The organism is Acidipila sp. EB88 (assembly GCF_003858395.1).
In the GTDB taxonomy this organism is placed as follows: domain Bacteria; phylum Acidobacteriota; class Terriglobia; order Terriglobales; family Acidobacteriaceae; genus EB88.
This window is the reverse complement of sequence record NZ_QWEV01000005.1, coordinates 3,055,176-3,069,895: the sequence shown is the minus strand read 5'-3', so window position 1 is coordinate 3,069,895 and position 14,720 is coordinate 3,055,176. Positions and strand designations below refer to the sequence as shown.

Below are 14,720 nucleotides of genomic sequence, written 5' to 3'. Positions count from 1 at the left end.
ATACGCCCAACAAAAAGCGCGGGCTCTCGGAGCTCGCGCTTTTTCGTGCATGCAATCGCGACTGCAAATTACCAGTGCATCGACACAAACGCATTGCGATAAAGAAACTGCGCGCCGATGATAAACAGCCAGACCCAGAGCGCAAATCGCAGGGGCCGCCTCGGAATATAGCGCGCCGAGATCGTCCCCACAACCACACCACCCAGCCCACCGATAATCAGGTGGCGCAGCAACGCCTGGCGAACGCCGCCGCCTTGCAGAAGATGCGCTCCGCTGCCGAAGAGCGACAGCAGAAATCCAAAGAGGATATCCGTACCGACAACCACCGAGGGCGCAAGGCTCGTCAGTGACAGCAACGCCGCGCTTCCAAGAGCACCCGCACCTGCGGAAGAAAACCCGACCTCGGCCCCGACCGGAAACATAAGCAGGGCGAGCCATCGAACACGATCGGGTGGATCCTGCACCGTGGAGACAGTGCGGAATGAGAACGCGATCTGGTACATCGCGGTCAGCACAAGAATGGCGCCGAGCAGGCCGTTCATGATCTTGGTAGAACCAGCAGTGGCAAGATGCGAAAGCACGAGCGATCCGAGAAGCACACCCGGCAGGCCGCCCAGAACCATGAAGCCCAGCACGCGCCAGTTCACCTGCCGCCGCGCAATCTGGGACGGCACAAGAACCAGCTTGACGGCGGCGGAAAACACCAGGCCCGTTGAGACTGCCATCGAGGTGGGCACGCCGAGGAAGAGGATCAGCAAAGGTGTGGTGATGGTGCCTGCTCCAACGCCCGTGAGGGCGATGAACATGGCGATGATGAAGCCGATCAGGTATTCCATTGGTGCGTTTGTCTCTTCTCTCGGACGTTCTTTTCAGCGGCGCTGTTTACCGGGGCGCGGCCTGGATGTGAATGCCGCACTCGACCTTTTTGCCTGCCCACCGCCCAGACCTGGGATCATTGGGATCGGTCGGCAGGGTGGTACATGGCTCGCACCCGATCGAGGTGTAACCCTTGTCGTACAGCGACAGCAGCGGGATGCCGTAGTGCTGACACGCCTGCCACACGTCGCGCGTCGTCCAGTCAGCGAACGGACTGAGCTTGCGCACGGTGACGCCACTCGGCAGCGTGAAGTCGGCTGCTTCTTCAAGAGCCGTGCGGCTGCGCGCCTGCTCGCGTCGCAGCCCGGTGAGCCACATCTTGTAGTTCGCCACGGCTGCGAACAGTGGCTGCACCTTGCGGAGCGCGCAGCAGCGGTCAGGCGCATCCTGGTGGAGCATGCCGTACTCGGCTTCCTGCTGCGCGGTGGTTGCTGCCGGTACAAGGTTGTGCAGATCCAGGTTCCAGGCAGCCGCAATCTCGTCGCGGTACGCGTACGTTTCTGCGAAGTGGTAGCCCGTATCCAGAAACAGCACCGGGATCTCAGGGCGCAGCTCACGCGCGAGATACAACAGCAGCACATCTTCAGCCTGAAAGCTGCAGGTGAGACAGGCGTCGCTAATCGCGGGCACACTGCTGAACTCGCGCGCGAGCAGCGCCCGCACATGCGCCAGCTGCGCAACCAGCTCAGGACGAAGCGGCAACGGCACTGCCTCGGAGGCGACGTGTTCGCTCATGGTAGACGTATTCATGAAAGCTCCTCCTGGGCAAGAATGTTCGCCTGGGTAAGCAGCGCCAGGGCCTGCGCAAGCGCGCGTTGAGGATCCGGTGCGAGTGTCTGCGACAGTGCGGTCTCGCCGCGCTGCACGTGCAGCTGTATGCGCGCTTCTGCCTGCACGTCTCCAACAGCCTGCTCGCGTACCGTGAGAGCAAGCGCCCCGGCAGCGGCCACCTCCGACAACGCGCTGCGAACGATAAACGCCCCTCGTTCAAAAAGTGTGCGCTCCACGAGATTAGCGATGCTGTTTGCCACTGCTTTAGTAGCAAAGGTTCCACTCGCAGTGATGGTGAGGAGGGCGCCCACGTGACCCCAGCGTTGGCTGCGCTCCTCCAGTGTGACGGCTCCGTCGTTTGTCTCCGCACCACTCAGATCAGTAGGCGCCTGCGTGGTCGACTCCGCAGGGCTCCCGGCGCCTGGCTCATCCGCAATCCTGCGTACCATGCCGGCTGCGACGGTTGCATTGCTTTGCGCATCGATCAGGATGAAACTGCCCATGTGGCGATTCGCCGCATAGGAATCAAGACTGATCGGCAGCAGGGTTTCGATCGCGACCATGCCAATGCTGTTGATCGCGAGCGAACGTGCCACGGGCGCACTCTCGGCGACTGCAGCACTGTCCGGGTTCTCCAGATCGACGGTGCGAAGCAGCGAGCGGACATAGGCCTGCACCGTTCTGCTGGTCTGCTTCAACAGGTAACGTCGCGACACGTCGAGCGGCGCCTGGTCCATCCACACGAGCGACGCCTCGAAGTGCGTGGTGGTGTGAGGTGCCTGTTCCGGCGCAACGAGCAGGTCGCCACGGCTGATATCGATTTCGTCTTCAAGCGTCAGAGTCACGGAAAGCGGCGCGGTTGCCTCTACAAGGTCACCACCATACGTAACGATGCGTGCAATGCGGCTTGACTGGCCGGATGGCAGCGCCCGCACCTTGTCGCCGGGACGCACCGTACCGGCCGAGATCTGCCCGGCAAAGCCGCGGAAATCCAGGTTCGGGCGGGTGATCCGCTGCACCGCGAAGCGGAACGGTGCGTCCGCATCACTGTGCGACGAAGACGGCAGCGACTCCAGCAACGCGAGCAAGGTAGGACCGTCATACCAGGGCATGGCCTGCGATTCGGACACGACGTTGTCACCAGCCAGCGCGCTGACAGGAATAAAGTGCAGCCTGGCGGTAAGCTCCTCGCCGATGTCGAGGCTCGTGAAGAAGAGCCGGAACTGCTCGCAGATCTCGCGAAAGACCTCCTCACTCCAGTCCACGAGGTCCATCTTGTTCACTGCGACGATGACGTTGCGCACGCCGAGTAGAGCCGTAATGTACGCATGACGACGGGACTGGCGCAGAACGCCCTTGCGCGCATCGACCAGCACGATGGCCACGTCGGCCGTGCTCGCGCCGGTCGCCATGTTGCGCGTGTACTGCTCGTGGCCGGGCGTGTCGGCGATGATGAACTTGCGGTGAGGCGTGGCGAAATAACGGTAGGCCACGTCGATGGTGATGCCCTGCTCACGCTCAGCGCGCAGTCCATCCGTCAACAGGGCGAGATCGAGCACGCCGGGGGCCGTGGTGCCCTTGCCTTCAATCGAGCGGACCTGGTCGTCGTAAACACTCTGCGTGTCATAGAGCAGGCGACCGATCAGTGTGGATTTCCCGTCATCCACCGAGCCCGCCGTGGAGAAACGCAGGAGATCTTTCCCGCGCTCCTCAGCAAGGTACGCCTCGACGCTGAACGTAGACGGCGCGGCATCGGGGTACACGTGTTCGGGCGCAGGCGTATGGCCCAGAAGCGGGCTGTCTTCCACCACCGAGGGATCCCACGTCTGCGGGTCATGACGCGGCGCGCCATTGGGGGCTGTGGCGGTGTCGTTGCCTGCGGAGTGGATCGTGATCAGTTCAGAACGGTCGGACATTCTAGAAGTAGCCCTCCCGCTTCTTCAATTCCATGGAGCCATCCTGGTCATGATCGATCACGCGGTTCGCACGCTCGGAGGAGCGGAAGCCGAGAATCTCTTCAATGATCTTCGGGATGGTATCGGCCTCGGAGCGGATCGCGCCGGTGCATGGGCTGCACCCGAGCGACCGCAGACGCGACTTCACCAGCACCGGCTCCTCGCCGGGAAACGCCACAAAGTCCTGCTCGGTCGGCAGCAGGGCGTCGCCTCGCAGGTACATCGGGCGCGGGCGCGCAAAGTAAAGATCGACGACCGGGATGTCCTCTTCGTAGATGTACTGCCATACATCCATCTCGGTCCAGTTCGACAGCGGAAACACGCGGATAGATTCGCCCGGATGGATGCGCGCGTTGTAGAGGTTCCAGAGCTCGGGCCGCTGGTTCTTCGGGTCCCACTGCCCTGCCTTGTCGCGGAACGAGTAGATGCGTTCTTTGGCACGCGACTTTTCTTCGTCGCGCCGCGCGCCTCCAAAGGCCGCGGTAAAACCGTAGTGGTTCAGGCCGTCGAGCAGCGCCTGCGTCTTGAGCAGTCCACAGCAGCGCTTGGTATCAAGCGCGATGGGGTTCGTCCCGGCGGCAAGCGCGGCTTCGTTGCGCCACACCAGCAGCTCCGCGCCTACGGAGCGTGCCATCGCATCCCGGAACTCGATCATCTCCCGGAACTTATAACCGGTGTCGATGTGCAGCAGCGGAAATGGGATGGGACCCGGGTAGAAGGCTTTCTGCGCAAGCCGCAGCATGACAGACGAATCCTTGCCGATCGAATAAAGCATGACCGGCTTCTCAAACTCTGCCGCAACCTCGCGCAGGATGTGGATGCTCTCCGCCTCGAGCAAAGCAAGGTGGCTGAGGCGCGCGGACGAGGGTGCAGGCGGCGAAGAAGGTACCTCTGTAGCAAGTTCTGGCATGATGAAGCAAAACTCCGAAACGTCTTCGAGACTCAATCCAAGGCTACCGGATTGCTGCTTGTTGCGGTGGCCGCCTCGCTGCCATCAGCTTCTCTAGACGCCCCAAAGTGGACCGTCGATTCATAAATGGAGCGGCGGCCGGAGGCGTTGCCAGGGCTAAAACAGCAGCTTCAGCCCGAACTGGATCTGCCGGGAGGGCGATGCCGCGGTAACAACCCCGGCCGTGGGGCTGTTGACCACCGCGGCGGTCTGGCTGGCCGCCGGGCCCTGCGTGGGTCCCGAGCTGAACACCACCTCGTTGGGTGTCTGCAGGTTGGTGTGGTTCAACAGGTTGAAGAACTCGGAGCGGAACTGCAGCCGCACCCGTTCGCTGAAGGCAAAGTTCTTCAGCAGCGAAAGGTCCCAATCCGCATAGCCCGGGCTGGTCAGCGTGTCGCGACCAAGATTGCCCACGGTGCCGTAGGCCGGAGCCAGAAATGCATCGGGGTTGAAGAAGTGCGCTGCCCGCGCTGCCGTACCGCCGGTGCTGTAGAGCGCGCCATGGAAAGCAGGATTGCGGTTGGGGCGGACCGGGTTGCGTGTATCGCCCGAGCCGGTGGGGTTGTAGCCGAGCTGCGGCGAGAAGGGGAAGCCGGTCTGCAGGTTGGCGATTGTGGCCAGCGTCCAGCCGGAAACGATGCGATCCGTGGTTCGACCCGGCTTCCCGTGCCACTGTCTACCCTTGCCGAAGGGCAGGTCATAGCTGCCGTTTACAGCGAATAGGTGACGAACATCCATTGCCGCCGGCCCGTAGTCGAGAGCCGCGTTGTTGGGGTACGAGACGAAGGCAGGTGTGTTCGCCGAGACCGACGTGTTCCATGCCGAGCCGTTATCGAGATTCTTGGAGAATGTGTAGGTTGCGCGAAGCTGCAGCCCCTTGTGGAAGCTGTGGCGCAGGTCCAGCTCAAGCGCGTTGTAGTTCGCAGATCCGCCTGACACCCAGGAAGTGGTGTTGGCGACTGCCGGGTTGGCCTTGACGATGCTGGGGTAGTAAATGGTGCCGGTGGCAACGCCGACCGGGCAGGTGACGCCCGCGGAGCAGGTAATGGAGGCCGGTTCATTCTGATCTTCAGAGAGGATCTGGTGGTACGAGTGCGAGCCCACATAGCCGATCGTGAACGAGGTGGAGGGAGCAAACTGCTGCTCGATGCGCAGCGTCCAGGCAAGCACCGTCGGAGTCGCAAGGTCAGGCTGCACGTTGGAGGGCGACTGCAGGCCTGCCGCGCCGCCGGTCGGCGCGCTCACCGGCACACCGCTGTAGCTCAGCGTGGTGTTGTACGGGGCGGACTGGTCCAGCCGGTAATCGAGGTTGTCGAGTAGCGAGTGGTGCAGCCCGAACGATGCCCGCACTGCTGTCTTGCCATTGCCGAACGCATTGTACGCAAGCCCGAGACGCGGCTCCGGCAGGAACTTTGCGCGATTTGTGGTGAGCGCGGCCATGCCCACCGTCGGGCTCGTGTTGATAACTCCATTGGTAAAACCGTAGATGCCGGCGCGCCCCTGTGCTTCGTTGAAGCCGTTGGTGGATTCGGTACGTACGCCCGCCGTCAGTTCAAGGCGCGGCGTGGCTTTCCAGGTGTCCTGCACGTACCCGGCGCCAAATAGCGCGCGCCATGCCAGCTCGGTGGGCTGGGGAACCACTGTAAACGTCTTGACCGTGCCCGCGAGGAAGGTCGCCAGCGAAGCAAAGCTTGCCTGCCCGTACTGGTTCTGCGCCAGCGCATCGTTGGACTGCAGCCGTTGGATCCACGCACCGGCTTCGATCTGGTGGCGGCCCACGGAGTAGAAAATGTGGTCGTCGGCGGTGAACAGGTTGCGCACTGTTTTGTTGTTGGAGCCGACGTTGGCTCCCGCGCCGGTGACCTGCGAAGAACCGTTCGAGGCAGTGCTGCCGGCGATCACGATCGCGCCCGTCGGCTTGCCGTCCACAAAGCTTGGGGTTTCAGCCTGCACCGCTGCGGGCACGGAGCCGTCAAAGAAAAAGCCGGCGCGCGAGTAGCCGAACCGAACAGTGTTGAGCAGGCGCGGTGAAAACACGTGCTGCTCCTGCACACTGGCCACCTGCTCGCGCAGTGTTTCGTCGATGAGCGAAAGCGGGTTCTGCGTGGGGGTATTCGCGGAAGAGTCGTCCACGGTATACACGCCGAACAACAGGTCGTTCGCGGAGAGGTTCGCGTCGAAGCGAACGGTGCCGAACTCTTCGCGGATGTGCTGCGTAGGCGAGGAGAAAGCCTCGGCAATGCCCGTCTGCAGCCCCGTGCTGCCTAGCAGTTCGGGGCCATTCTGCACCGGCCAGAGGTTGAGCAGCGCAGCAACGTTCTTGCCGAACGTTACCGGCTTTTCCACCCCGGCAGAATTGGGCAGCAGGCCCTGCCGCGCGTTGTTGTCAGGCACCAGCGTCACGTCGGTGATGCCGAGGTTCTGCCGGTAGCCTTCGTAGTTGCCGAACAGAAAGAACTTGTCATGCTTGAGGGGGCCACCGAGCGAGCCGCCAAAGTCGTTCCGCTGGAACTCCGGAATCTTTGCCTGATCGAAGTAGTTCCTGGCATCCAGCGCAGAGTTGCGCAGGAACTCGTATGCCGAACCGTGCAGAGTATTTGTGCCTGACTCAGTCACGATTGAGATCTGGCCGCCCTCCCGCTTGCCGTAGGTGGCGCCATAGGTGTCATACACCACGTTGAACTCACGCACTGCGTCGACGCCGAGCAACTGCCCGCTGGTGCCGCCGGGGGTCAGGTTGATCAGGGACGCTCCGGTGTACTCGATGCCATTCAGCAGAAAAAGATTGTCCTGCGGGCGTCGCCCTGACACGGAGAACATGTTGCCGACCGAAGAGTTGGACGTACCGACCGAGCCGGAACGCTGCGCCGTGTAGTTGACGCTGCCCGGGTTGAGCGTCAGCAGTTGGTCATAGCTGCGGCCGTTCAGCGGCAACTGCTTGACCTGGCGCTCATCCACGAGGCCGTCCGTCTGCTGGGTCGAGAGGTTCAGAATGGACGCGGTGGCAGCGACCGTGACCTGCGCACTTACCTGGTTCACACTCAGCACGAGTGGCAGATGCAGGGCTTGCCCGACCGCAAGCGCGATGCCGTTCTGCTGCATCGGGGCGAAACCCTGCTGCTGCACCGTTACCGTGTAGGTGCCAACCGGGATCGATGGCGCGGAGAAATCGCCCGATCCGTTGGTGGTGAGCACGCGCTGCGTGCCGGTGTTTTCGTTGTGCACCGTGACGGACGCTCCGGCAAGCAGCGCGCCGCTTGCGTCCGTGACCGTGCCGCCGATAGTGCCGCCCACTACCTGCGCGTGCATCGCCGGGTGAAGCAGCAGTGCGGCGACTGCAAGCGTGGAAGGGGCAGCCAATCGGCGCATTCGCGAACGGACGCTCAGCGCAGGGGCAAAGGTAACGGGAGCGGAATGCATGGACTCTCCAGCAGAAAGGTGGGACGGGATGGAAGGTCAAACGAGCCTTGGTTGCAACAGCGCCTTACCGGTGCGCGCAACAACAACAGCCGCAGCGCGAGGCCGCGCTGTTCGACATCCAGGTGCGAAGAGTTGCTAGGGTCATACGGTTCTCTCTTGATCGCCGGGGTGCTGCGGAAAGTCGGCGAAGCCGAAAGGGGAGAAGCAAGCGCCGGTGGAGGACCGGTTCAGCGCGAGGCTGCGGCAGGCACGGGGCGGCGACAACAACAACCGCGGTTCGTGTTTACGAGGTACCCTGCCATGATCGGTAGCCTACCATGCAGAGGGCCGGGCAGCAAACCCGCTCCCGGTCCTGCTTGAAGCCTTTGAACGCACTGCCCGGGCGAACCAGGCACCGTCAGTAGCGCCAGCTGGTGAGGTCCGCCCCGGCAGGCGCCGTCTTTTCGATGCGCTCCACGATCTTCGGCAGGTACATCTGGTTGTAGTGCAGGCGTGAGTACCAGTTAGGCTTGTCGGGGTCGCCGTTCCAGCAGTGCTCGGCACGAGGGCCGTAGCGCACATCGCCGTTATAGGCAACACCATGTCCCGGCGTGCCGGTCTCCTTCAGAAAATCTTCCATGAGGTACACCGCATTGTTCAGGAAGTACGTGTCATCGGAGCCCACGTACAGGTGGAGCTTGCCCTGCAGTTTCGGGCCCAGGGTGGCCCAGTCGCGCGCAAGGATGGCGTCGAGGTCATAGTGGTCGTGCCAGTACGCGGCTGTCTGGTGATCGATCGCGCCGGTGGCCTTGTCGAAGATCGGCTGCGGGTACCCGTCCGGGCCGACCGGTGAGTACACCGCCTGCCAGATATCGAGTTGCTCACCGGAACGCCCGCGATCGCCAAGCGCAGCCTCATACGCTACGTTGTCGCGGACGGTGATCAGCGTATGTCCCAGGTAGTCACGCATTGCGGGCTGATCCACCTGCTTGTTCGCGCCCTGGCGGTAGAACATGTTGTCCTGCCCATACAGGTCGATGGTCATGTAGGCATGAAAGTCGACTGGATCCGGGCACGCCACGAACGCGCCGTTGTAGTGGTCGGGATAGAACATCTGCACGGCAAGCGACTCCCAGCCGCCCGTCGAGCCGCCATACACAAAGCGTGACCAGCCCTGGCCCAGCCCGCGGAACTGCTGCTCGATGGCCGGCACAAGCTCGGTCTCGATCGCGTCGCCATACGGGCCCAGGTTGGCAGAGTTTACGGCGTAGGAGTCGTCATAAAAGGGGTTCGCATGCTGCAGCTTCACAATCAGCACGCGGGGTGTGCCGGGCGCGATCCATGCCTGGTAGTTCTTGTAAGCCTCCTGCTGCTCGATCCGGTTGTAGCCGGCGAGATGGAATCGTTCCGAGTAGTCGGGCTTGAGGCCGGGGTCAGGCGGTGTCTCGCGGAAGTCACTGAATCCGGACACAAAATGATCGTGAAAGATGATCAGCGGGTAGTGCGCCTGCGGGTGCGTGTCGAAGCCCTCCGGCACCAACACCACCGCGGAAAGAAACACGGGCCGCCCCCAGAACTTCGTGAGTAGCTGCGACTGCACGCGAATGTGGCGGATGTACCGGGTATCCGGTTCGGGCGCGATCGGCCCGATTTTCTGGTCGAGCGATACGGAAAGCTGCGTGCTGCCGGGGCCGACATGGATCTTCTGTGGCCGCGAATAGAGGTTGCCCGGTGCGAGGTTCCAGTGCTGGCCTTCGCCGCGATCCGGCGCGAGCTTGATGGTCTTGCCATCCGCGCGGTGGAACGTCTCGTAGACATTGAGCACGGCCTGCACGGTGTAGTCGCCGGCGGGCACGTCCCGCAGGTGGGCACGCGGGTAGCCTGCGGCATTGTCTCCAATCACGATCGGCTCACCCGGCCGCCACCCGTCTACCGTTACCCCGAAGACCATCTGCGAGGCAGGCGTGTCGTTGATCTGCATGCGCGGCTCATCGGATGAATCGTTGGAAAGCAGCAGCAACAGGCGCCCGTCGAGCGGACTGGAAGATTGCGTCGCGGGAAAACTGACCTGGATGGTCTGCGCCAGGGCGACGGCGCCGAGACGCACCAGAGCGAAAAGTACAAGCAGCAGGCGCAGAGACCAGCAAAGGCGGGGCATGCTCGGCAGTATAGGGGCAGAGCTGTCGCACCGCGACTGCTTTCGCAAACGCGCCCGGCATCGCGCTAGATACGGTGCGCCGCACGCAGCGCGGCAATCTCCGCGTCCGTAAACACCCGCGACCGGATATGGAATCGCACACCCTCCGAACCCTCGAGCGAGAACATGCCGCCCCGGCCCGGCACCACGTCGAGCGTAAGCTCCGTGTGCTTCCAGTACTCGAACTGCGAGCGGCTCATATAGAAAGGTGTGCCATCCGGCTCGCCGAGCAACACGTCCTGGTCCCCCGTCAGGAACTCTCCGCGCGGGTAGCACATGGGCGAACTCCCGTCGCAGCAGCCGCCAGACTGGTGAAACATGAGCTCTCCATGTCGGGCGGAGAGCCGGCGCATCAGTTCGACGGCTGCCGGGGTGCAAAGCACCTGTTCCGGGTAGTTGTTGGTTTCAGCAGTCACGGTCTAGAAGAATCCCATGGCGTTCTGGCTGTAGCTCACCAGCTGGTTCTTGGTCTGCTGGTAGTGGTCGAGCATCATCTTGTGGTTCTCGCGCCCAATGCCCGACTGCTTGTACCCGCCGAAAGCCGCGTGCGCCGGATACAGGTGGTAACAGTTGGTCCAGACGCGTCCCGCCTCGATGCCGCGACCCATGCGGTAGGCGCGGTTACCATCGCGTGTCCATACACCCGCACCCAGGCCGTAGAGGGTGTCATTGGCAAGCGCGAGCGCTTCTTCTTCATCGTGGAAGGTCGTGACCGAAACCACGGGTCCGAAGATCTCCTCCTGGAACACGCGCATCTTGTTGTGGCCTTTCAGGATCGTAGGCTCGACGTAGTAGCCGCCTGCGAGGTCACCATCCATGGCCGCGCGCTTGCCACCGGTGAGCACTTCAGCGCCCTCCTGCTTGCCAATGTCGATGTACGACAGGATCTTCTCAAGCTGCTCGCTCGAGGCCTGCGCACCGATCATTGTGGTCTTGTCGAGTGGGTTCGCCTGCCGGATGGCCTTGACGCGTTGAATCGCCCGCTCCATGAACTGGTCATACACGCTCTCCTGCACCAGCGCACGCGACGGGCAGGTGCACACCTCGCCCTGGTTCAGCGCGAACATCGCAAAGCCCTCGAGGGATTTGTCGAAGAACGCGTCATCGGCCTGTGCCACATCAGAGAAGAAGATATTGGGCGACTTGCCGCCGAGCTCGAGCGTCACCGGGATGATGTTCTGCGAGGCGTACTGCATGATCAGCCGACCGGTTGTGGTTTCGCCGGTAAACGCGATCTTCTGAATGCGCGGGCTCGAAGCCAGCGGCTTGCCCGCCTCGAGACCGAAGCCGTTCACCACGTTGAGCACGCCGGCCGGCAGGATGTCCTCGATCAACTCCATCAGCACCAGGATTGAAAGCGGCGTCTGCTCGGCGGGCTTCAGCACCACCGCGTTGCCCGCAGCCAGCGCGGGAGCCAGCTTCCAGGCTGCCATCAGCAAGGGGAAATTCCAGGGGATGATGAGGCCGATCACGCCGAGCGGCTCATGGTAGTGGTACGCCACGGTGTTCTCGTCGATCTCGGAGATGCCGCCCTCCTGTGCGCGGATCACGCCCGCGAAGTACCGAAAGTGATCGATCGCTAGCGGCAGGTCAGCGAGCGTGGTCTCGCGCAGAGGCTTGCCGTTGTCCCAGGTCTCAACCGTGGCCAGCAGCTCAAGGTTTTCCTCCATGCGCTGCGCGATGCGCTCCAGTGCGCGTCCGCGCTCGGCCACCGAGGTCTTGCCCCAGGCCTTCTTCGCCGCGTGCGCCGCATCCAGCGCCAGGTTTACGTCCGCCGCGTTGGAGCGCGCGATCGAGCAAAGGCGCTGCCCGGTCACCGGGGTGACATTGTCAAAGTATTCGCCGGAAGAGGGTGCGACCCACTTGCCGCCGATGTAGTTCTGGTATTGGTCGCGGATGGTCACGGGGAAGCCGTAGGTTCCGGGCCGCAGCGCTGTCATAGTTGCCATACGAGTGCTCCTTTGTGCGGGATTCCGACCGGACAACGCCGCGGAACCCTGTCGGCCGCGATTCTAAGCCGATGACGGCTCATTTGTCCGCTACGGCCGCAAGCGTTTTCGCCCTCCTGTGGCGTAGCCGCGTTCGCGGGGCATGGTTCAATAGAGAAGAGAAGGAACCAGCCAGAATGCCCCTGAACTGTGGAATTGTCGGTCTGCCGAACGTCGGCAAAAGCACCATCTTCAACGCCCTCACCTCGGCCAAGGCCCAGGCTGCAAACTACCCGTTTTGCACCATCGATCCGAACACCGGCGTCGTGACTGTGCCCGATACACGACTCGCCAGGATTTCGGACCTGATCAAGCCCAAGAGCCTTGTGCCGACCACGATGGAGTTCATCGACATCGCGGGCCTGGTCGAAGGCGCGTCCAAGGGGGAAGGGCTGGGCAACCAGTTCCTGGGTCACATTCGCGCCACCGATGCCGTGTGCCACGTGGTGCGCTGCTTTGACGACCCGGAGGTGATCCATGTGGCAGGCGGCGTGAACCCGCTGCACGACATCGACATCATCAGCACCGAGCTGCTGCTGGCCGACCTCGACACCGTGGAGAAGCGGTTCGCCAAGGTGGAGCGCTCCGCCAAGAACACCACCGACAGCCGCATCAAGACCGAGTTCGCCATGCTGCAAAAGCTGCTGGCGGTGCTCAATGCCGGCAAGCCGGCCCGCGCGGCCGACCTGGCCGAGGACGAAAAGCTGATTGCGCGCGAACTCTTCCTGATCACGGCCAAGCCACAGTTGTACGTGGCGAACGTCGATGAAGCAGGGCTCGCGACCGGCAACGCCTATACCGAAGCCGTGGAGCAGAGGGCCAGGGAAGAAGGCAGCCAGGTGGTGCGCATCTGCGGCGCGCTTGAGAGCGAGATCGCGCAGCTGGAACCGGAGGAGCGCAAGGAGTTTCTTGCCGACCTCGGACTGGAAGAGCCAGGGCTCGACCGACTGATTCACTCCGCTTACCGGCTACTCGACCTGATCACGTACTTCACCGCCGGCGTGCAGGAAGTACGCGCCTGGACGATCCGCCGCGGCACCAAGGCGCCCGGCGCGGCCGGCGTCATCCACTCGGATTTCGAGAAGGGCTTCATCAAGGCGGACTGCTACTTCTGCGAAGACCTGTTTACGCTGGGCAGCGAGCAGGCCGTGAAGGAAAAGGGACTGCTGCGTTCGGAAGGTAAAGAGTACGTCGTGAAAGATGGCGACATTCTTTTCTTCAAGTTCAATGTCTAGCCTCTGTTGGCGGAGGGGAGCGCGCCGCCCTCTACGGCGCGCTGCCACTCGCCTGCTGCTTACGCTGGGCCTCGGCTGCGTGACCCTGGCGTGGGCTGCACCGGCTGCCCGCGCCTACTCCGTACTGACCCACGAAGAGCTGATCGATCTGGCCTGGGAGGGCTCGATAGCGCCGCTGCTGCGCAGCCGCTACCCGGGCCTCTCGGCTGCCGAACTCGAGAACGCACGCGCCTACGCCTATGGCGGCTGCGTCATCCAGGACATCGGCTACTACCCCTTCGGCGATCCATTCTTCTCCGACCTGACGCACTACGTGCGCTCGGGCGACTTCGTAGTGAACCTGTTTCGCGACGCCCACAACGCGAACGAACTGGCGTTCGCGATCGGGGCTCTATCGCACTATATCGGCGATACCGTGGGCCACGCCCAGGCCACCAACCTCGCGGTGCCGGTCGAGTTTCCCGGGCTCGCGCGGCGTTACGGGCCCAGCGTGAATTACGCCGAAGCGCCTCACGCTCACGTGCAGACCGAGTTCGCCTTCGACATCAACGAGATTGCGCACCATCGGTTCGCGCCCCTGCACTACCTGCGCCATGTGGGTCTCCACGTGCCAGTGCGGCAGCTTGAGAGTGCGTTTTACGAAACCTACGGGCTCCACGAGGGATTGTCGAGCTCGCACTCGCGGCGTATCAACGTGCGCGGCTACCGGTTCGCCGTCCACTCCTTTCTGCCGCGCATTGCCTACGCGGTCACGGTGCTGCACCGCAGCCACATGCCTGCCGACACCAGCGACCCAGTGTTTCAAAGGTTTGCAGCGGCCACAGCACAGGTCGCTGCCGTCAATAACTGGGGCCAGTATCGCAAGACGGCCGGCATCGGCACCTACGCGCTGGCCGGCGTGCTTTTCGTTCTGCCCAAGGTAGGGCCGCTCAAGCTGGTCGCAATTAAGGGTCCCAGTCCCGCCACGGAGCGGGACTATGTCGGAAGCGTGATGGCATCGTCGGATGCGCTCAACGCCGGGCTTTCGCGCTTTGGCGCACCGCACCAGACGCTGCCCAATCGTGACCTGGACACTGGCGCGAAGGTAAAGCCGGGCGGCTACCCGCTGACGGACTCCACCTACGCCTCGCTGCTCCACCGGATCACTGCCGAGCCGACCATTGCTGTGCCTGCCGGCCTCAAGGCCGATGTGGAGCAATACTACGCCGACCCGGCCAGCCCAATTACGACCAAGCAGCACCCGGAGCAGTGGGCCCGCGTGCAGGCCGATCTGCACACACTCGCCACCATGCCGGTGCGGGATGAGCCGCTCGCCGCAGAGACCGAGTGATGGGCCGCGCAGCAAACGAC

At 63.0% G+C, this 14,720-nt stretch carries 10 protein-coding genes; 2 read left to right on the top strand and 8 right to left on the bottom strand.

Going from position 1 to position 14,720, the window contains the following annotated elements; translation table 11 throughout:
• Positions 1-68 precede the first annotated feature (68 nt).
• From D1Y84_RS13190 to adh, 8 genes are all read right to left on the bottom strand, one after another.
• Complete coding sequence (locus D1Y84_RS13190; RefSeq protein WP_124849108.1) at positions 69-836, bottom strand: sulfite exporter TauE/SafE family protein; 768 nt, start codon at positions 834-836, stop codon at positions 69-71.
• A gap of 46 nt (positions 837-882) precedes the next feature.
• A complete protein-coding gene (locus D1Y84_RS13185; protein WP_233581400.1) occupies positions 883-1,626 on the bottom strand; it encodes a phosphoadenylyl-sulfate reductase in 744 nt (247 codons plus the stop codon).
• On the bottom strand, positions 1,623-3,563 hold the full coding sequence (cysN, locus tag D1Y84_RS13180; RefSeq protein ID WP_124849107.1) for a sulfate adenylyltransferase subunit CysN: 1,941 nt from the start codon (positions 3,561-3,563) through the stop codon (positions 1,623-1,625). The genes D1Y84_RS13185 and cysN overlap by 4 nt, the downstream gene beginning before the upstream one ends.
• A gap of 1 nt (position 3,564) precedes the next feature.
• Positions 3,565-4,512, bottom strand: coding sequence for a sulfate adenylyltransferase subunit CysD (cysD, locus tag D1Y84_RS13175; protein ID WP_124849106.1), 948 nt, complete (start codon positions 4,510-4,512; stop codon positions 3,565-3,567).
• A 156-nt stretch (positions 4,513-4,668) separates the two neighbouring features.
• Positions 4,669-7,971 (bottom strand): TonB-dependent receptor, encoded by a 3,303-nt coding sequence (locus D1Y84_RS13170; RefSeq protein ID WP_233581399.1) that lies wholly within the window; start codon positions 7,969-7,971, stop codon positions 4,669-4,671.
• A gap of 397 nt (positions 7,972-8,368) precedes the next feature.
• Positions 8,369-10,108 carry an alpha/beta hydrolase-fold protein gene (locus D1Y84_RS13165; RefSeq protein ID WP_233581398.1) on the bottom strand — a complete coding sequence of 580 codons (1,740 nt, stop codon included), beginning with the start codon at positions 10,106-10,108 and terminating at the stop codon, positions 8,369-8,371.
• Positions 10,109-10,173: 65 nt separating this feature from the next.
• Positions 10,174-10,563 carry a DUF779 domain-containing protein gene (locus tag D1Y84_RS13160; RefSeq protein WP_233581397.1) on the bottom strand — a complete coding sequence of 130 codons (390 nt, stop codon included), beginning with the start codon at positions 10,561-10,563 and terminating at the stop codon, positions 10,174-10,176.
• Between the two features lie 3 nt (positions 10,564-10,566).
• Positions 10,567-12,096 (bottom strand): aldehyde dehydrogenase, encoded by a 1,530-nt coding sequence (gene adh, locus D1Y84_RS13155; RefSeq protein ID WP_199726409.1) that lies wholly within the window; start codon positions 12,094-12,096, stop codon positions 10,567-10,569.
• 176 nt (positions 12,097-12,272) lie between these two features.
• On the opposite strand from adh, the gene ychF reads away from it, so the two are divergent.
• Both ychF and D1Y84_RS13145 read left to right on the top strand, forming a co-directional pair.
• A complete protein-coding gene (gene ychF, locus D1Y84_RS13150) occupies positions 12,273-13,370 on the top strand; it encodes a redox-regulated ATPase YchF (protein ID WP_124849105.1) in 1,098 nt (365 codons plus the stop codon).
• Positions 13,363-14,700, top strand: coding sequence for a zinc dependent phospholipase C family protein (locus D1Y84_RS13145; RefSeq protein WP_158615471.1), 1,338 nt, complete (start codon positions 13,363-13,365; stop codon positions 14,698-14,700). Before ychF ends, D1Y84_RS13145 begins: the two co-directional genes overlap by 8 nt.
• Positions 14,701-14,720: the final 20 nt, after the last annotated feature.

Coding starts and splice junctions, on each gene's coding strand:
- ychF (WP_124849105.1), top strand. CDS start 12,273: ATGCCCCTGAACTGTGGAATTGTCGGTCTGCCGAACGTCGGCAAAAGC.
- cysD (WP_124849106.1), bottom strand. CDS start 4,512: ATGCCAGAACTTGCTACAGAGGTACCTTCTTCGCCGCCTGCACCCTCG.
- D1Y84_RS13165 (WP_233581398.1), bottom strand. CDS start 10,108: ATGCCCCGCCTTTGCTGGTCTCTGCGCCTGCTGCTTGTACTTTTCGCT.
- cysN (WP_124849107.1), bottom strand. CDS start 3,563: ATGTCCGACCGTTCTGAACTGATCACGATCCACTCCGCAGGCAACGAC.
- D1Y84_RS13145 (WP_158615471.1), top strand. CDS start 13,363: ATGTCTAGCCTCTGTTGGCGGAGGGGAGCGCGCCGCCCTCTACGGCGC.
- D1Y84_RS13185 (WP_233581400.1), bottom strand. CDS start 1,626: ATGAATACGTCTACCATGAGCGAACACGTCGCCTCCGAGGCAGTGCCG.
- D1Y84_RS13170 (WP_233581399.1), bottom strand. CDS start 7,971: ATGCATTCCGCTCCCGTTACCTTTGCCCCTGCGCTGAGCGTCCGTTCG.
- D1Y84_RS13190 (WP_124849108.1), bottom strand. CDS start 836: ATGGAATACCTGATCGGCTTCATCATCGCCATGTTCATCGCCCTCACG.
- adh (WP_199726409.1), bottom strand. CDS start 12,096: ATGGCAACTATGACAGCGCTGCGGCCCGGAACCTACGGCTTCCCCGTG.